At 45.9% G+C, this 19,526-nt stretch carries 11 protein-coding genes; all 11 read right to left on the reverse strand.

What is annotated here, in order from left to right:
- Positions 1-95: 95 nt before the first annotated feature.
- Positions 96-716 (reverse strand): DUF6624 domain-containing protein, encoded by a 621-nt coding sequence (locus IEY13_RS11170; protein WP_188952054.1) that lies wholly within the window; start codon positions 714-716, stop codon positions 96-98.
- 81 nt (positions 717-797) lie between these two features.
- Positions 798-1,253 carry a glycine zipper domain-containing protein gene (locus IEY13_RS11175; RefSeq protein ID WP_188952055.1) on the reverse strand — a complete coding sequence of 152 codons (456 nt, stop codon included), beginning with the start codon at positions 1,251-1,253 and terminating at the stop codon, positions 798-800.
- Between the two features lie 104 nt (positions 1,254-1,357).
- Positions 1,358-4,183, reverse strand: coding sequence for a M16 family metallopeptidase (locus tag IEY13_RS11180; protein WP_229687826.1), 2,826 nt, complete (start codon positions 4,181-4,183; stop codon positions 1,358-1,360).
- Between the two features lie 20 nt (positions 4,184-4,203).
- Positions 4,204-6,279 carry a TlpA family protein disulfide reductase gene (locus IEY13_RS11185; RefSeq protein ID WP_229687850.1) on the reverse strand — a complete coding sequence of 692 codons (2,076 nt, stop codon included), beginning with the start codon at positions 6,277-6,279 and terminating at the stop codon, positions 4,204-4,206.
- Positions 6,280-6,322: 43 nt separating this feature from the next.
- A complete protein-coding gene (locus IEY13_RS11190) occupies positions 6,323-7,714 on the reverse strand; it encodes a RagB/SusD family nutrient uptake outer membrane protein (protein WP_188952057.1) in 1,392 nt (463 codons plus the stop codon).
- Between the two features lie 3 nt (positions 7,715-7,717).
- Positions 7,718-11,068: a SusC/RagA family TonB-linked outer membrane protein gene (locus IEY13_RS11195; RefSeq protein ID WP_188952058.1), complete on the reverse strand. Its 3,351-nt coding sequence runs from the start codon at positions 11,066-11,068 to the stop codon at positions 7,718-7,720.
- A 280-nt stretch (positions 11,069-11,348) separates the two neighbouring features.
- Positions 11,349-12,557 (reverse strand): FecR family protein, encoded by a 1,209-nt coding sequence (locus tag IEY13_RS11200; RefSeq protein WP_188952059.1) that lies wholly within the window; start codon positions 12,555-12,557, stop codon positions 11,349-11,351.
- A 94-nt stretch (positions 12,558-12,651) separates the two neighbouring features.
- Positions 12,652-13,248, reverse strand: coding sequence for an RNA polymerase sigma factor (locus IEY13_RS11205; RefSeq protein WP_188952060.1), 597 nt, complete (start codon positions 13,246-13,248; stop codon positions 12,652-12,654).
- A 198-nt stretch (positions 13,249-13,446) separates the two neighbouring features.
- Entirely contained in the window at positions 13,447-14,682 is a 1,236-nt protein-coding gene (locus tag IEY13_RS11210; protein WP_188952061.1) for an alkaline phosphatase family protein, read from the reverse strand.
- A 21-nt stretch (positions 14,683-14,703) separates the two neighbouring features.
- Positions 14,704-16,185: a SusD/RagB family nutrient-binding outer membrane lipoprotein gene (locus IEY13_RS11215; RefSeq protein ID WP_188952062.1), complete on the reverse strand. Its 1,482-nt coding sequence runs from the start codon at positions 16,183-16,185 to the stop codon at positions 14,704-14,706.
- A gap of 10 nt (positions 16,186-16,195) precedes the next feature.
- On the reverse strand, positions 16,196-19,333 hold the full coding sequence (locus IEY13_RS11220; protein ID WP_188952063.1) for a SusC/RagA family TonB-linked outer membrane protein: 3,138 nt from the start codon (positions 19,331-19,333) through the stop codon (positions 16,196-16,198).
- Between the last annotated feature and the right edge of the window lie 193 nt (positions 19,334-19,526).

The following is a 19,526-nucleotide window of genomic DNA, read 5'->3' on the forward strand; positions in this document are numbered from 1 at the left end:
TTTTACGATGCATACTTACACTAAAACCATGCTATTTTTCATAAACTGATGTAAGTGTTAGCACGCGGCTGCGCGAACCGGTGATAACTGATTGATTACTGGCCGGTAGAGTCTCTGACCAATCTTCCATTAATAATCTGGGAATGCCCCTTATTAAGCATGTTGAATACTTCATTAGACTCGTTCAGGTACTCAGCCAGTGTATTTAATCCGATACTTTTCCGGAGTTGCGCTACCTGGGTGGTATCAGCGAGCGGTTTGGGCTGATACCCATTGGCAGTCATAACAATCTGAGTACCATAACGCTGCTTCCTGCCTTCGTTTACCTCTATCCTGTCAGCGAGATACGCATAAAACTTTCCGGTAGCATTGTTACGCATCACCTGTTGATGCATCAGGGGCAACGCCTTTTTCTGAAAAGCCACCTCAAAATCGCTGTGCTGCACCAACAGCCAGTAATGTTCGCTGGCCTCTTTGCCTACCAGATCATAACCGGGAAAACCATACTGTTCCAGAATGGCTTTAACGTGGGGAAAATTAGTATGTATGGCCCGTTGATAGGCTGCTGCAGCACTATCACCCAGTGTAGCTGTTTGCTGATCTGCCTTATACAAACTGTCAATGTAAGCTGCGAGTTTTGGGTTACGTGGTGCCTGCTGCTGTGCGGGTGCGGTAGCCGCGGACAACAGCAGCATTAAAAGAATCGTGTATTTCATGCTGTATTATATCTTATATAGTATAGAGCAGGAAATACAACAAAAGTTGGAATAAAAGCAGTTGTTTTTTACGAAATCTGGTTATAAATCTACCAGACGCCCCTCTTTACGGGCTTTGCTCTCCAGGCCGGTTCCTACAGCTAAACCAATGCCCAGACCAATAGGAATACCTGCTGCTATATTTTTAAACGACAAGCCCAGCGGCAAACCTATAGCAATACCGAGCGACAGCCACACTGCTCTGTAATAACCCGCGGGTACCAGAAAGTATTTTTTACGCACATAAGCATCGTAACGGTTAATATGGCCTGCATACACCTTTGTTTCTTCTTTGGTAGCGGGATAGCTGTTAACCACATTTTGAAGCAGCGAAATATACTCCGTATCGGGCGTTTCAGCCGTTTTGGCCGCCACCTTTTCCGCAGTGCCTGCCACATATTTTATCCGGTAGGCTCTTTTTGTTTTATCATCAAGCGCCTGTGCTTTCTGAACCAGTTGAGCAGCGAGTTGCTGGATAGTTTGTGAGTTGGCAGACATGTATTTTTTGTTTTGGCAGAACGGAAGATAGGGCATTCTGTTGAAAACAAAAAAGGGCCGCTGCTCCTGTAAGCGCGGCCCCATACAATCCAACCAAACACACTTTATTTTGCCGCTTCGGGTAACAATACCAAACGGATAAAATTCTTTTCTGTTAAATACTTTGCAGCTGCCTGTTGTAATGACTGTACCGTCATTTTATCCAGCAGTTGCTGCTGTGCCAACACAGTAGTCAGCGGTTCCTGGTTCTGATACTGACTGCTCAGGTAACTCATCCAGAAACCATTATTCTGTAACGAGCTGGTAATAGCAGTGCGTGCTTCCGCCTTGTACTTATCCAGGTTTACCTGCGCCGGCCCTGCTTCGCGCAGCTTCTTCAATTCATCCTGTACAGAAGCAATAAGCTTATCAGCGTTGGCAGGCGCACAACCAAATGCCACACTAAATACATAACCTGCCTGCGGATATTTGTTCATGCTTACTTTGGCGCTGGGCGAGTACACGCCACCTTCTTCCTCACGCAAACGCTCCAGCAGGCGTATGCCCAGCACTTTTGACAATGCCAGCAACTCGCTGTTGGTAGTTTCATTCCATGTATAATCGCCGCTGAAAAACAGCTGCACAGTGGCTTTATCTTCCTGGCCTTTATATACATTCTTTTCAATTACCCCCTTCGGGATAGGAATGCCCAGATCTTTTGCTGCTGCCTGTTTGTATGTGGCAGGCAAACCGCCCAGATATTTTTCCAGCAGGGGTTTGATAGCAGCAGTATCTATATTGCCTACAAACAGGTACGTAAAACCCGATGCATCAGCAAACAGTTCTTTATAAATAGCCAGCGCCCTTTCCAGATTTACCTGCGTTAGTTTTTCCGGCGTGGGGCCGGTACGTCGAATATTATAGTTGCCCATTACCGCTGCAATGGTATCACCAAACACACTGTTAGGATCGTTAGAGCGGTTGGCAAGTCCCGCCTGTGTACGCGCTATCAGGTTTTGAAACAACGCTTCGTCTTTCCGCGGCGCAGTACTGTACAGATATACCAGTTGCAATGCCGTTTCCAGATCTTCCGGAGTAGCCCGGCCGTTAATCCCCTGCCCCCTTTCAGAAATAAACGGACTTACCGTAAGCTGTTTACCTGCCAGTAATTTGCCCAGATCGGTATTACTGTATTCGCCCACACCACTGAGTGAAACAATGCCTGCCGCCCCGGAAGCAGACTGATAATCAGCATCGCTGTACAGCGATGTACCACCCGCTGCAAAACCGGCAAAGCCTATTTCATCTTTCTGAAAGGCGGTAGGCTTCAATGCCACTTTTACACCGTTACTTAACGTATATTCTGTTACCCCAACTTCCGGCAGCTGACGTACAGACACTATTTTACCTGTAACCGGTTCCGCTGCCAGCAACGGTTTGGTAACTGCAGCATCTTTATACGCCTCCAGTGACTCTTGTTGAACAGCCTGTAGCCAACCGGTAACTGTTGCTTCCGCAGGCAAACTACCGCGCTCACTGTCCGGAGCTTTGAGTATGATATCCCTGTCGGTATCTTTTACCAGCCCCTGCATCAATGCGTTGATATCTGCTACAGTAATAACCGGCAGCAGTTCTTTCGTCATCTGATATTCTTTATCAATACCCGGCGCAGCTATATCGTGCAGAAAGTACTGCATGTATTCTTTTACATACTGTTCAGAATTGGTTTTACTCTTTTCCCGCCAGGCTGCGGCCATCCCCCCCAGATAATCCTGCTTAGCACGCTGCAGTTCTGTTTCGGTAAAGCCAAAACGCTTAGCCCTTTCTATTTCGCGCCAGGCTGCGCTTATGCCTTTTTGCAAACCACCTTTGTCTACACTTACGTTTACCGCAAACAGTTGCAACTGGTTTAAAAAATCCTGCACACCAGCGCCACCGCTTAAGAAAGGCGGACTGGCCTGTTTACCCACTTCGTTAAAACGATGCCCCAGCATCTGATTCAGCAGTTGCTGCATTACCGCATTACGGTAATCACCTTCACTACGCAGCTGCACGCCTGGTAACTTGATGGATATTTCAGCCGTAGTAGCCGTCATTTCCGCATCGGTAATAGCCAGAAACTGATTTTTACCGGTTAAGGGTATGGTATAGTTTACCCGTGGCTTTTCGGGTTTGGGATTAGCCAGATTACCGAAAAGCTTTTTCACTTCTGCTTCTATCTGCTTTACATCCACATCGCCCACCACAATCAGCGCCTGCAGGTTGGGCCGGTACCAATCGTGATAAAACTGACGGAAGGTTTCGGGTTTACCGTATTTCAGCACGCTGTCTTTACCAATCGGCATCCGCTCAGCATAACGGGAGTGATTCATCATCACCGGCAAAAACTGATCGCGCATACGGTTTTGAGCGCCTTTATTTAAACGCGCTTCCTCCAGTATCACCCCTCGCTCCTTTTCAATTTCTGTAGCATCCAGCGTAGCTTCCTGCGCCCAGTCGCACATAATCTGCAAACCGTTCTGCAATAATGTCTTGTTATCGGAAGGTAACGGCAGCTGGTATACCGTTTCATCAAACGAGGTATGCGCATTGAGGTCGGCACCAAAACGTACGCCCGACTTCTGCAGGTAATCTACCAGTGCATTCTTGGGAAAATGCGTGGTACCGTTAAAGCTCATATGCTCAATAAAATGTGCCATGCCGCGCTGTTCCTCTGTTTCCAGGATAGAACCTGCCTTACATACCAGATACAGCACCACCCGCTTTTCAGGAGTCGTATTGTGCCGGATAAAATACCGGAAACCATTAGCAAGCCTGCCGGTACGCACAGCCGTATCTAACGGTAAAGGAGCGCCGGTTTTGCCCGCTTGCGCCTGTGCATCCAACCATAACAGCAGGCTGCCGGCAGTTACCGGCAGCATTGCTTTTCTTAACCAATTCTTTGCATTCATTCGTTCGTATTTATACCCGCTTACTTTGCGGCAACTTTGTTTTCCTGTTCCTGCTTCAGCAGTTCAATTACATACGCCAGCTCTTCTGCCAGGGCAACATGGTTTTCACCACCACTACCGGAAGACCACCAGCGGATAACGCCATTAGCATCAATAATTACCTTTTGAGGTATACCACTAAAGCGAAGTACTTTCTGATAATCTTCAAACACCTGATAACGCATGTCGCCGCTGTCCAGCTTATTATCGTACAGCACTGTAAAATCATACTTCTTTGCAGCGATAAAAGAATTGATCATGGCTTTATAACGGGGGTCCCGTTCCAGGGTGGAAATGAAATAGAAGGCCACTTCCTTATCTTCCTTAAAACGCTCTACTGCCATTTGCATACCGGGCATAGCCGCTTTACAAGGGTGGCACCAGGTAGCCCAGAAATCCAGCACTACTATCTTCCCTTTTTCACCAGCCAGCGATACGGAATTCCCCTGTGTATCTTTCAGCTCAAAAGCAGGTGCGGGTTTAGAGATAAGTGCATTGCGAATAGCAGCATGCTCGCGCTCCAACCCTTCTTTAGACTTCATAGAAACCACATAAGCCGGGAAAGCTTTTTCATCGCCCTTGTTTTTCAGATAATCCTCTTTCAGCACCTTTACCATATCTGCTGTAAAAGCACTGGCATATACCGCCCCTTTCACATACGCCAAAGCTTCTTTGTTCTTCTTTTCGCGCAGCAGCAGCTTTACATACACATCGTTAAAAACAGGGTTCATGTAATGAATACCCTCAAATACCTTTTTTGCAAATTCCATAGCAGCAGCATATTCCCCATGCTCATACAACAATTTGGTGTGGTGTACAAACATTTCAGACTCGTTGCGCATAAATACACCCGGCCATTCAGAAGCCGCAAAAATGCCACGCTCAGATACTGCCGCATCAGGGCTGTACAGCCTGCGCATCGTTTCCGGCATATATACTTTGGCTATGCTGTAAGCATCCGCCTCGCTGATAGGCGGCTCTGCATTGTGAAAAGGGTTTACTACATAGTGCGCATACATATAAGCCAGCAGTTTCAGTGGCACTCTTGTACTCATCTTTTTAATAGCCTCCCAGTCATTCTTCTTAAACAACTCATTTCCCTCTCCCGTAAAAGAATTGAAGAAAAAGGAAATCTCGCCCCACACAGGGTTCATCAGGTCTTCATAGGTAACCTTATCACGCGGCAGGTTTTTCTGAAACTGTTCCCACGCGGTTTTATGCGCTTCCGGTTCGCGGATGAGGTAACTTTTAAACAATTGTTTATCCCAGTATGCCAGGCCGTTGGGATAACGCGCCAGTATCACCTGCATCATAGAATCGGCCGAAGATTGATTCTGGATAACACGGCTGTACACCTTTTGTATCTGAATCAGATCTTTCTCGGTAACACCGGGGTATGCAGCTATTTCTTCTGCACCCTGGCGCAGTACGGAATCACATTTTTCTTTAGAGAAATACTCCTTCAGGTTTAAAGCTATTTCATAAAAACGGCGCTTTCTTACCTCTACATTACCCCACTCTTTAGCAATGTACAGTTGTACAGCTACTTTGGGTTCAATGATAGATTCCGGACGCCCCAGCTCAATCATGTGCCCGTTAACATCGCGGCGGCGCATGAGCGCATATTCAGTATAAGCACCGGGTGTCATTTTCCGGTTTTTATCATGTATCAGCACTACATAAGGCCAGCGGTTACCATTATCAATGGTATCACCCACATAAAAACGACAACAGATCAACCCTGCTCCTTCCGGCACGATCTTTTGCCCCAGCCAGCCCGTATCAGTTTTTTGTAACGGAAAATCGTAGCCCTGCCAGGTAAAATCTTTATAGATATACACAAAACCTTTTACCGGTGTATTAGCAGGCACACGCGGACGATACACTACACGAAAAGTATCGCCGTAAGTAATAACCCCACCGGGGCTCCAGCCAAATACGGGCGGCGGCGCCGGTTGCTGTGGTGCAGCAGCAGGCTGCTGTGCCCTACCGTTCAGGCATGCCAGTGTTAGCATACCACCCGCCAGCAGGCGGATGGTACGTACAGAAGAAATCATTTTCACAATCTGTTATTTAAATATGGATAATACTGTTTGTGAGTTAGGGATTGGGGGTAAGATTGGGGTTTAACTGTGTTTCATTGTAAGGTATCGGAAAAAGCGCGGCTGCACTTCTCCAGGTAGTTTTTTCAGCACCCAGAACAGCATCAATGGTGCCTGTACGTTTCAGATCAAAGAAACGGTGCCCCCACTCGCCAAACAACTCTACCCTGCGTTCCTGCATAATGGCTTTCATGATATCATCATCAGAAGCGGCAGTGGTATTCCCCAGCCCGGCACGGTTACGGATTCTATTCACATCCTCTGCTGCACCGGCAATGCCCTGCTTTAACCTGGCTTCGGCCCTGATCAGGTACATTTCTCCCAGGCGCAGTGGCGTGTGTGCCTCTTTAGGGTTAGACACTGTGACAGCACTGTTATTAACCAGCTTAAATTTATAAGGATACGTATACAAACCTGTTGAAGTGGTTGCTATCCATTGTGTACGACGCTTATCGCCTGTTTCAAAAGCGTTTAACAGATGAGGAGCCACTATAGAAGTAGGCACATTACCACCATATTGAGGTATAATATTATTAGCTACAACCGTTTCCCAGCCCGGGGCGGTAGAAGGCACCTGCCAGATTGCTTCACGATTGTTTACTAAAAATGCACTATCCAGATTGGTCACCAGGCCGTAGTTACCACCAATTACTTCTGTAGCCGCTGCCTCTGCAAGTGTCCACTGTTTACGGTATAGATACACCCTTGCAAGCAACGCTTTTACTGCATAGCGATTTACCCGTACTTTGGTTAAAGTCAGCGGATCATGCTGCAGGCGCTGATAAGCATCTTCCAGATCAGCCACTATCTGACGGTATACTGCGCCGGTATCAGCCCTGGGCAATTTTGAGGTAACCTTGTAATCCGACACAATACACAGTGGTACTCCACTATACACATTAATCAGTGCAAAGTGAAAATAAGCGCGTAAAAACTCCGCTTCGCCTATCAACCTGTTTTTCATCGCTGCACTGATGCCTGAACTGGCAGCCACCCCCTCCATAACTGCGTTAGACTGGTAGATGAACTTATAAGCATTGGCCCACAACCCGGAACCGTTAAAGGTATTGGTAATGCTAATATTGTTGTTTACAAACTCCTTGGCAAAACCGGCACCGGTAGCATCAAACTCATCGGCAGCCATACCTGTCCACATACCCATACCATCGTTTCCGATACTTAACGCCGGACTGGAAGTACCAATCATACTGATATATATGCCTGTAATAGCCGCGGTGGCATTTGCACTGTCAGCAAAAATCTGCGAAGGTGCCAGCGTGGTGGGGTTTGGTGGTATTTCAATAAATTTTTTACAGGAACTAGTTATAAGCGCTGCTGCAACAGTAACCGCAGCAACAGCACTTCGGATATTTATATATAAATAGGGCATAACTTAAAAATTAAATTGTAAGCTGGTATTGAATGTTTTTGAAGGAGGCAGCGTGTAATAGCTCTGCGTTTCCGGATCAATGCCTTTATAGCCGGTAATAGTAAACAGGTTTGCAGCGCTTACAGCAAGGCGGCAACTGATAACTTTTATTTTCCTTAGCCATGCCCCATCCAGCGTGTAATTAACACCCAGGGTTTTGAAACGGATATAAGAGGCATCACCATACACAAAATCAGACATCCGCAGGTACCCCATAGCAGAAGCTGCTGAAGAATACGTTTGTGTTAACCGCTGGTAAGTAGTTTTATCGCCCGTTTTTGTCCAGCTATCCAAAAACTCAACCGGCATATTAGTCATATAACCGGGTGTGCCATTCATCGTTTTCAGAAAGGTAGGTCCCCATTGCTTCCTGAACTCCACGAACATTTCCACCTGCAGCTTTTTATAGGTAAATGTGTTACGGAAACCACCGTAGTACTTCGGATTTACATCACCCAGAATAAACTTATTATCAGCCGAAGGAGAAGGAAAATACGCCTTACCACCAGATGCAGTTTTAAACTGATATACTCCCGTTGTATCATTAACCCCCGCATAGCTATAGCCCTTTACAGTGCCGGTACTCATGCCCAGTGTAAATATGTTGCCGTAGGTAGAACTGGCCAGTCCCGGAAAATCCACCAGTTTATTTTTAGGCAAAGAAATATTTGCGGCTGTTTTCCACGTAAAGTTTTTGCTTTTAACAGGGGTACCAGTTGCTGAAAATTCCCAGCCCTTATTTTCTACCACTGCCTGAAAGTTCTGGGTTACATTAGTAAAGCCTGTTTGCGTGGGCAACTGATACTGAATTAACTGATTGTAACTGAGATTACGATACCAGGTAACATTCAGCAATAACTTGTCGTTAAACAATCCCAGATCCATACCCAGATCCAGTTTTTTATTGGAACTCCAGCTATAATCCCAGTTTTCAGGGTTAAGCGGTGTATATCCCTGGCTGCCATTATACAGGTAAAGTGTACCCGCTGTTTTCCAGTTGGAATAATATAAATAGTTACCCACGCCATCGTCACCTGTAATACCATAGCTGCCGCGCAGCTTACCAAAGCTTAGTACAGGCAGGGCCTTCTTTACAACAGCTTCTTCACTGAATATCCAGCCACCACCTACCGAGCCAAAACGGGCCCAGCGCCTATTAATATTGAAGCGGGAGCTACCATCTATTCTACCACTGAAATTGAGGATGTATTTATTATTATGTACATAGTTGATACGACCAAACACCGCATTGTATTTATACGGCGAAAAGTCTTCCTGTACCTGAATGGTACCGGCTGCCGTAATAGAATTGAGCAGAAGATCATTTACGTATCCCATACCAAAGAGAGAGGTGCCCGAACTCATCATTTTCTGGAAAGTCATACCTGCCAGTACATCCAGCTTGCCACGGCCAATCTTTTTATTATAATTGAGTTGAGGCTCAATATTCCATACATAGTTTCTGGTATCTCGTTTTTGAGCAGAGCCGGTACGGGTAAAGGGAAGATAGGGATTCTGAGATAATATGGGGAACGTCCAATATTCATTACCCGTAAACAGGTTATACCCCATATTAGTTTTAAAAGTAAGGCCGGGTAGCAAACGATAACTCAAAGCCAGGTTCATGGTCATATAATGCGACCCTACATTGCTGGTTTGCAGCAGATAAGAATAAGGATTAATAAAACCGGGTATAATATTACTGAAAGGCGTTCCGTTATAATCCCATGCCAGTGAGCCATCTGCACGCTTCAGATCGGGAAAGTTAGGGGCCAGCTCCAATGCCTGACTAATGCTGGGTGAGCCCGGCAGATTGTTGAGACCGTAAGAGTACCCTGCACTGAAATCAGCCGAAAACCGGCGATCGTTAGAGCTGTGATGCAGATTGGAATTAATGGAAAAACGGGTAGCCGCATAATTGCCCGGATACAGATTGGTTTGTTTATCGTAACCGGCGCTTAAAGAAAAAGTATTGGAATTGGACCCACCAGAAAAATACATATTGGCGCTCAAAGTGCTGGCAGTGCCGCCAAACAACTCATCCATCTGATTAGTGTATTTAGCATTATCAAACAGAAGTAAATCGGGCGCATACCCGTTACTACCTGCTACAAGGTTCGGCTGCATATTGTCATTTGCCAACGCCTGCTTACGCATTTGCAAAAACTGCTCTGTATTCATCAGCTTCATGGTTCGGCCCGCACGGTTAAAGCCGGTACTTACACTGCCACTTAAACTGGCTTTGCCTGCAGCAGCTTTACGGGTAGTAATGAGTATTACCCCATTCGCTCCCCTTGCACCGTAAATAGCAGTAGCATCTGCATCTTTTAATACTTCTATGCTTTCGATATCTGCCGGATTAATATTCGCAAACGGGCTTAAGCCACCGCCATAATTACCGCTGGTATTATAAAGTATATTGTTTGTAGTCGTAAAAGAATTGTTCTGTGGTGCAAACGGAATTCCATCTATTATAAACAGCGGATTATCAGGTGTCATCATACTCACCGATTTAGGCTGCGCCCCCAATGTATTCTGTCCTCTTATCTGCATTTTAATCATACCACCTGCCACACCATTCTGTGTGGTAACCAGTAAACCCGGCACGCGGCCTTCCAGGGCTGACAAAGGGTTAAAGATGGGCTGTGACTGGATTTCCTCACGCCCTACTTTGGCAATAGAGCCAACGTTAAAACGCTTACTGGTGGTACCATAGGCTTGTACAATTGTTTCGTCCAGCGGATTAAAACTAGCTTTCAGGATAACAAAAAATGGACGTCCCTGCTTATTAGGCAATGCCAGCACCTGCGATTCAAAGCCGGTAAAAGACACAACCAGCAACACATCCGGATTTGTATCTTTTATTGTAAAAATGCCCTCATCATTCGTCTGAACGGCCTTTTTAGTGCCTTTGATGGTAACCGTGGCTCCCACTAAAGGATTACCCAGCGAATCAAGCACCTTACCTCTGATATCCGGCACAGGAGGTGGTGTATAAGCTGTAGCCAGCTCAGCCACTTTTTCTTTCCGGCTGATTAATATGTTTTTACCCTGTATGGTAAAATCCATAGCCGCATCTTTAAAACAGGCACGCAGCAGTTCGGTAATGCTGGCATCTTTTACAGATACACTCACTTCCTTTACACCGCCCAGGCTGGCATAATCAAAAAACACCACATACCCGGTTTGCTTTTCTATGGCAGCAAACACCTGCTCTACCGATACGTTTTTTCCGGTAAAACTTACCTTTTGGGTAAGGCCGTTTGCATATACATGCATACAGGCAATGGTTAATAAAACAGCAGTAAGCTTCATAACTAAAAGCAGTTTGTGCCACAGCACACGGGACGGAGAAGCCGCCCGTAAGCCGGACGTTGATTCCGGAGCATTGCTGCAAAGCGCTGCCCCGTACAAGTAATTTTGCATACTTTCGTACTAGTTTTGGAGGTCAATAATGGATTACTGATGACAGTTAGTAACATAAGCAGACAGCCATAACATGTACCGGTTTCCGATGGCCGTCGGATGCCGGTTTTTTATTGCTGTGCATTAGCTGAGGCTTTACGTAATCATATTTTTGTATACTTGAGGGTTATCAATGCTGTTTACCGGAAAGTACCGTTACACGGCGTCCTTCCACTTTACAATACACGCCGCTTTTTTCCAGCAACTGCAGTACATCTGCCAAAGGCAGGCTGCGCTCCAGTTTACCACCAAAGTCGTGCTGCGGCACTGTGCCCTCATAGGTTACCTCTATATCGTACCAACGCTCCAGCTGCCGCATTACATCCGGCACGGTGGCGTGGTTAAACCAGAATAAATTTTTCACCCAGGCAATGTACTGATCTGCCTGTACCTCCTGCACCTGCAGGCGGCCTCCGGTATGGAATGTAGCCTGCTGGCCGGGTTGCAATACTTTGCTATCGGCTACTACGCTGTTTTCCTGTGCGGTTACCTTTACACGGCCACTGAGCAGCGTGGTGCGCTCTACCGCTTCGTTGGTGTATGCATTTATATTAAAACCTGTACCCAGTACTATAATCTCCTGTTTGGGTGTGGTTACAATAAAGGGAGCTTCTGCCCTGGCCGCTACCTCAAAATATACCTCCCCGGTAATAGCAACCCTTCTGTCTTTTCCTGCAAATACGGCAGGGTATTGAATAGAAGAAGCCGCGTTTAACCAGGCTATAGTACCATCCGGCAATACCAGCTGATAATGTCGCCCGCGCGGGGTAGAAAGTGTATTCAGCAGCGGCTTGTCGGAGGCAGCTGCCTGCTCTCCTTCTTTCTCGTAAATCAACTGCCCGTTCTTTTTCATTACCCTTACATTGGCCTGTTGTGCTACGTTACCATTAGCCGCGCTGTCCAGCACCACCTGTGTTCCATCTGCCAGGGTAAGTACCGCACCACTGTGGCCCGGTGTAGCCAGTTGAACGGCCAGCGTATGATGCCCCCGATCGGTTGGCCGGTTGTTCATCCATAGCCAGGTGCCGCCGGCAGCCAGCAGCAACAGTGCCGCCACCGCCCACCAGCGGCGTTTATACATGGGTATAGGGGAAGGGAAATGAACTACAGAATTTTCCGTTGCTGTGATGCGTTCGTACATCTCCTCCCAATCTACCGGCAGCAACGGTGCTTCGGGCTGCAACGTATTCCAGTGTTCCTGTAATACGCGTTGTAACTCCTCCTCAGCACCTTCTGTACCGGCATACGCCACCAGCTCGTTCAGTTCTGAACGGGTGCAGGTATTATTAGCGTATTGCGCTGCCAGGTATTTTACTCGTTCCGGTGATATCGGGTTCATTTGTGCTGATTATGGTAATTACAATGCCCTTTGTTTAATAAGACGAGCCGCTGCTGAATATGTCACGGCGAATCTGAAAAAAATAATAAAAAAATTACAGCGCGCTGAAAACCATTGCAAAAGCCAGCGCCAGCTGCACATTGTGCTGCTGCAGATACAGGCGCACATGCTTTAATACCTCCGACATAATATTACGTACGGTACGCTCCGACAAATTCAGGCGTTCCGCAATTTCCCGGCTGCTCAAGCCCTCGTAACGGCTCAGGTGAAAAACAGACCGTTTCTGAGCGCTTAGCTGTGCCAGCGAAGCCTCTATCAACCTGCGGGCCTCCGCCATATTTACCTGCTCTTCTGTAGTATTCTGCTCTGCGGCAATACGCTTCCACACCGTTTCCAGCATGGCATTTTCATTGGCCACCTTACGCAGATAGTCAATACACTTGTTGCGGGCCATAAAAGAAAGGTAACCGTTGGGATTGGCAATATCGGGCAGAGAGGCGCGATTGGTCCAGCATTTCATAAAAATATCCTGCACCAGCTCTTCGGTAACATGCGCCGACTTGGTAAAGCGGAAGATAAAAGTATATAACCTGTCACGATACAGATGAAAAAACTCCCGGAAGGCGCTTTCATCGCCTGCGGCAATTAACTGAAGCAGTTCTGATTCTCTATATGCAGAGGGTACTGACAATGAGGGGAAATCAATTATCTTAAAAAAAGCAAAGTTACACGTTAAGACAGAAATAAACCAGCCCGGCTATCTGCGCCCCTCTTCCACGTTTGTAAATGCAAGGTTTTGGGGAAAGATTTAATAAAAAACACAAATAAAAAGCGGCTATACCCCAAAGGGATATAACCGCACACCTGATTGGTTTTTCGTAAGGGGATATTATTTCTTGTCTGCCACAATCCAGCGATTCAGCATGTTATGCGGCGTTTCAATCACTATTTTATAAAAAGACGATGCCTGGCCAGGTATATCTATAACCGCCTGCTCACCAGCTACGGGCACAGTTGCCAGCAGTGTATAGTCATCCTTACCACCCTCTTTAAAATGATTAGTGGTGGCTACCCATATTTTAGCATCCCCTTTTTTATCCACCGCCTGCCAGCTTACTACCAGCTTGCCATTCTGCAAAACAGCGGCTGGGTGTATGGCAGATACAGTACCGGTAATAGAAACACCATCTACTTCCATCAGCTGTTGGCGTGGTATCGTTACCGCCAGCGTATTGGCAATGGCAGGCATAATATCCACTATGCCCGGGTTGCCGGTTTTGAAATAGGAGTTTAATCCGCGGGCATTGCTTACAATCCAGGTATTACGCTGGCGATCGCTCTGGCCACCATGACCTTTGCCATCCTTCTCACTTCTGCCATGATCGGTGGTGATAAAAATGGTCCACTTCTCTTTAAACTTCTTTTCGCGGTATTGCATAGCAGCCCATAACCGGCCCATCTGCTGATCCATCATTTCCACCGCTTTGTAAAACTCCGGGCTATCACCGTGCATATGGCCCATATCATCGGTATACTCCAGGTATACCCAGGATAAATCCGGCGCATCCTGCTGAATAGCAGCAGCGGCATGCGCTACTACCGATTCATCAATACGATGCATAAAATCTCTCGCCCGGTCGTGCGGAAAATGTACGGTATCCAGTTCCAGCCCATCGTAATGCGCATCCAGCTTTACCTGGCCGGTAGCAGCCAGCCCCTCACCTACCAGTTTGGTACGGTTATCTTCCCAACTGGAAAACACAGCTGCTTTTTTTTGCGGATACTGCTCTTTAAAAAAGCGGAAGATGGTGGAGTAATTATAATTAGGCGCTTTAATATCGTTATCCCACACGTTGTGTTTATTTACCCAGGTACCGGTAAGCAGGCTGTTATAACCCACTGCCGAAATGGTAGGCGTTTGGGAGTAGCCCTCTTTTTCGCCACCTACATGGGCGTGCGCATACCCACCGCTTTTAGCTATCGTATCCAGATGAGGCAGATGCAGTTTTTCAATCACATCTGCAGGTATACCATCTGCTATTACAAATACCACCTTTTGTGTGGTTTGTGAAAAAGCAGCTACCGAACTACCCAGTAACAACATCAATATCCAGCCACGTTTCATATTATCCCTTTTTATTTACAACTATTGAATCAGCCACATAGTACCGTTAATATCATCTGTACCATTATACTGGCTGCTTACAGCCTTGTTTACATTGGTAGCATTGGTATTATATTCTGAAGCAGGATACATCCATCTTTTAGGCACTTTACCTCCGTTAAGAATACCCGCGCCTGCTGTTTCAAAAGCAGGGTAACCTGTACGGCGCTGCTCAAAAAACAGCTGCATACCACTGTTCATAAACATACTGATATATTTCTGCGTAATAATCTGCTGCAGTTCAGTACCAGCCTTCAGGTTCAGTTCCGGCCTGTTCAGATAATCTGCAATGGAAATAGCAGAATAAGTGCTTTGATAATTAGAAAAAGTAAGAGAAGCTTCTACGCCTTTTTTATAATAGGCATTGGCATCTCCGCTGATCCAGCCACGCAGCGCTGCTTCAGCCAGTACAAATTGCAATTCGGCATATCCCATCAGCACACTGGGTTCGTTGGTGGCATCATAGGCAAAACGCTTATGAATCTGCGAAGATTTGCCATCTGACTTTTTACTTACATTATAAGCCAATGGAGCGCTACCCACCAGACCATCATATGCCGCAAAATTACCCGCAGAAAGTCCGGTTTTAGTAGCGGGCTCGCCAAACACAAATAAACGCGGATCAGCATTATCTTTCAACAGCTTTACAAACGAGCTGTCTAAGTAATAATCCGTTTTCATGCCATTATCATTGAAATACACATACTGGTTGCCGGTTACGTTGTAGTAAGGCAGCTGACCATTATCTGCATTAGAGCCCAGCAGCGGATACTTAGCCGGTTGCGATACGATATCAGCAAAACGTTGCTTAATATTCAGCGTAGTGTTCGATTCCTTTTTGGAAAGGTTCATCAGCACACGCAGGGTAAAAGAATTAACCAGTTTTTTCCATTGGTTAATGTTGCCGCTATAGATAACATCACCGCTGATGCCCAACGCGGTAGTGGACAAAGAATCGCTGATAACTTTTAATTCATTTAATACGCCCAGATAAACATCCTGTTGCTTATCATAAGCAGGACGTAATGCCAGCGTATCGGTAAAATTATTGCCGGCTATAGACTGCATCATCTGGCTGTAAGGAATATCACCAAACATCTGGGTCATGCCTACCACATAATACGCACGCAGAAAGCGGGCAAGATAGCGGTAGTTAGCATTGCCGGTACGGGCAGCTTCCTGCTCCATTTTAACCGTTTGGCTTACGCTGGCATAGTTAAAACTGCCGCGCTGCCAGCCATAGTATTGAGCATTACTGGCAGACTGTGTATATACCAGCTGGCGGCTGGCCAATGGAGCATCGGTATTAATATTAGAAAAAGCCGTGCGCTCCAGGTTGGTCAATAACAAAGCCGGATCTGAGGTAACCGGATTATTAGGGTTACTCTGAAAATCGGAAAACTTTTTACAGGAACTCAGCGCTGCCATCAACAGCACTACAGAAGATATCTTTAAACGGTTCATCTGAGTAAGTTTAGAAAGTAAGATTTACGTTAACACCCATGCTTCTCATAGAAGGCGTTTGCAGGTTATCACCTTCAGCATCCGGATCTACGTTAGGCATTTTTGACAGAATGAAAAGGTTGTTGGCCACAAAGGATACAGAAGCCTGCTTAAACGCACCTTTAATAAGGCGCTGAGGCAACTGATAGCTTAACACCACTTCACGCATTTTCAGATAACTGCCGCTGTAATAGAAATAATTATTCAGCATAGCACCACTGGTAGCCTGCATAAATCCATTGTAGTTAACGGCAGTAGCATTAGGTGCATACTTACGCGTATCTGAGGTTATATTACCATAGTTGTCGTAAGTAACATTTCCCGAAGTAACTACCACACCAGGGCCTACATAAGTTGCTTTACCTGCATTAGCATCGTCACGATACTGATTCACAGTACCAGGGCTAGTGCCACCCCACCACATTTTCTGATTGGTAGTAGAGTAAATAAGTCCGCCTAAACGACCGTCGAAAGAAAAGCGCAACGATATATTTTTATGGGAGAACGTGTTCTGCCAGCCATAAATCCAATCCGGAGCACCTTTGCCAAATGCTTGCCCATAAGGCGAAGTTGCCTGAAAACCGTTGCTGTTGTAAATGGCAGCGCCATCGGGTGTACGTGCCTGAGAAATGTAAATCATATCTGTACGCTGCCCTTCCTTCACGATGTGAGCGCTACTGTACCTGTCGGTATAATTAGTAACATAACCATCGCGGTTCAGGGTAGCTTCTTTCAGCCACAGGTGGTTGTTGCTGAAGTTAATACCGGTTTCCCAGGTAAAATGGCGGTTTTTAACCGGGGTACCGCTTATCATCATTTCCCATCCTCTTCTTACAAATACGTTGGCATTGGTAAGCAGGCTGGTATAACCACTGGCTTCGGACTGAGGCACGCTTGCATAGTTATTATACTCTTCGTTTCTGAACCAGGTGGCATCTACATTAATACGATTTCTCAGCAAACCCACAGACACACCATATTCACCGGAAAGCACGGTTTCAGGTATCAGGTCTGGAGAAATATAAGTAGAAGGCCATGCCAGCGCAGGGGTATTATTCCATTTGGTAGCAGTGCTATACACCGTCATATGTGCATATGGGTTATCCTTGTTCACAAAACCAGTGTTTACTTTAGCCCAGGAAGCACGCAACTTCAGGAAAGAAATGGTTTGGGGCAGCGTAAGCACATCAGACAAAACCGCTGAAACACCCGCTGAAGGATAAAAATATCCATTGTTTTTTACAGGCAGCGTACTGGTTTTATCGTAACGGCCGGTAAATGAAAAATGTAAAAAGCGCATTGCTTCAATATCTGCCATAGCATATGCACTGGCAGTTCTTCGCTCCTGCAACAGACTGGTACCCTTAAGCGGGTTAATGGAGTTAGACAAAGTATATAAACCCGGTATGGTAAGACCATCTGTAGTAGTATACACAGATTTGTAGTTACGATAAGTATTGGCACCACCCGCAGTAAGGTTAACAGAGAAGTTGCTGTTAAAGCGGTGGTTGTAATTCAATATCAGATCGCTGCTGATATCAAAATACTGCGAATTCGTTGTACTGTAGTTACCTCTGGATACATAAGAGTAAGCCACATAACTGTTAGCCTCTTTGTTATCCTGGTTAATTCCATACTGGTTAAATCCATTACGGAATTTAACGGACAGGTCTTTGGTTAACTGATAATCGAACGTAGCCTGGCCAAACATATTGTTTTTGCGGTAACCGTTTAAAAACTGGTTTACTACAAAATAAGGGTTATTGTACCAGGACAGGTTGTAGTTCCGCTGCTGTATTCCCTCCTTACCCGGCATCCAGTAGTTTTTCAGATCGCGGATATCGATATCCGGCCCAATCCATAAGATAAGGTTATACAACAGATTCTGAGGACCATAACCAACCGTAGGATAGTTATTAGAATACTCTTTGTTCAGGGTAAGTTTGGTATCTACACGCAATTTAGATGACAATGCGTAGTTACCGCCAATAGAAAAAGAAGAGTTGTTAACCCCTGTATTAGGCACCACTCCTTTCTGATAAATATGGGAGGCAGATACCCGGAAAGCACCTCTTTCGCCACCAACTGTTGCCGCTACGCTATTAGTAGACAGTATGCCGGTACGGAAAAAGTTTTTGATATTGTCTTTACCGCGTGATACCCATGGGGTGGCTATACGCTGACCGGTAGCAGGATCTATAGGGCTATCGTACTGAGTAGTTTCATAAAAACCGCTTTTGGTGGTAGCATCACGTTGATCCAGTTTGGGCCCCCATATCCAGCCGCCGCCTTCTGTTCCGTTACCGGAACCATTTATATAAGCATACTTGCCCTGGTCGCCACCGCCATACTGTGTTTGTACCTTAGGTACAACCGTATAGCCGGTCTGAAACATAGTGGAAGAGTTTACATCTACCTTTAGTGCATTCTTATTTCCTTTTTTGGTGGTATATACAATAGCACCGTTAATACCCAATGCGCCATATAACGCACCGGCAGCAGTACCTTTCAGTACTGTAATGGTTTCAATATCATCAGCATTCACTTTAAAAGGGTCGGCATCCGGATCGGGAATACCATCAATTACAATTAACGGTGTTTTGCCACGCAATGTAATAGTGGGGTTTTGAAACAGATCGGTGGTATTGGAAATATTCAAACCCGCTACCTTACCAGCCAGTGCACCCGCTGCCGTGGCCATACGGCTTTTGGTAAGCGACTCGCCGTTTACCTCCTGCACAGCATAACCCAGCGTTTTCTGCTGCTTTTTAATACCCAGCGCCGTGGTAACTACCACTTCATCCAGTTGCGCTTTTTCGCTGGGCTGTAAATACAAAGTAAGTTCGCCAGGTACAGTAGCAGTAGCTTCCTGCACCTGATAGCCTAAGGCAGCTACTACCAGTTTAGCGCCATTAGATATGGAGAGAGAAAACTGCCCTTCCATATTGGAAACAGTACCTCCTTTGGCGCCTTTTACTGTAATAGAAACACCTGCCAGTGTGCTGCTGTCCGTAGCGGACCTTACAACACCTGTAAGCCTGTTAGTCTGGGCTAAACCGGCATAGCAAAATGCCATTAACAAAGATATAGCTAACGCTATCTTTTTCATTGCTGAAATGATTTAGGTATAATGAATCGTTAAAACCGGAGACAAATTTGAAGAGAACAGCGCATACATAAATTGAATGAACGTTCAATTAATATATCATTAATAACAAGTTCACTAAAACTTAACCTGAAGCGCTTTTATGTTTGGTTTGTTTTTACAGGTAACGATACTTCTTCAGGCCATTTAAACAAGC

The sequence above is a fragment of the Filimonas zeae genome (assembly GCF_014641615.1).
GTDB lineage: Bacteria > Bacteroidota > Bacteroidia > Chitinophagales > Chitinophagaceae > Filimonas > Filimonas zeae.

Excerpts from the sequence above, each read along its gene's own strand:
- IEY13_RS11170 (WP_188952054.1), bottom strand. The coding sequence starts at position 716 with ATGAAATACACGATTCTTTTAATGCTGCTGTTGTCCGCGGCTACCGCA.
- IEY13_RS11175 (WP_188952055.1), bottom strand. The coding sequence starts at position 1,253 with ATGTCTGCCAACTCACAAACTATCCAGCAACTCGCTGCTCAACTGGTT.
- IEY13_RS11180 (WP_229687826.1), bottom strand. The coding sequence starts at position 4,183 with ATGAATGCAAAGAATTGGTTAAGAAAAGCAATGCTGCCGGTAACTGCC.
- IEY13_RS11185 (WP_229687850.1), bottom strand. The coding sequence starts at position 6,279 with ATGATTTCTTCTGTACGTACCATCCGCCTGCTGGCGGGTGGTATGCTA.
- IEY13_RS11190 (WP_188952057.1), bottom strand. The coding sequence starts at position 7,714 with ATGCCCTATTTATATATAAATATCCGAAGTGCTGTTGCTGCGGTTACT.
- IEY13_RS11195 (WP_188952058.1), bottom strand. The coding sequence starts at position 11,068 with ATGAAGCTTACTGCTGTTTTATTAACCATTGCCTGTATGCATGTATAT.
- IEY13_RS11200 (WP_188952059.1), bottom strand. The coding sequence starts at position 12,557 with ATGAACCCGATATCACCGGAACGAGTAAAATACCTGGCAGCGCAATAC.
- IEY13_RS11210 (WP_188952061.1), bottom strand. The coding sequence starts at position 14,682 with ATGAAACGTGGCTGGATATTGATGTTGTTACTGGGTAGTTCGGTAGCT.
- IEY13_RS11215 (WP_188952062.1), bottom strand. The coding sequence starts at position 16,185 with ATGAACCGTTTAAAGATATCTTCTGTAGTGCTGTTGATGGCAGCGCTG.
- IEY13_RS11220 (WP_188952063.1), bottom strand. The coding sequence starts at position 19,333 with ATGAAAAAGATAGCGTTAGCTATATCTTTGTTAATGGCATTTTGCTAT.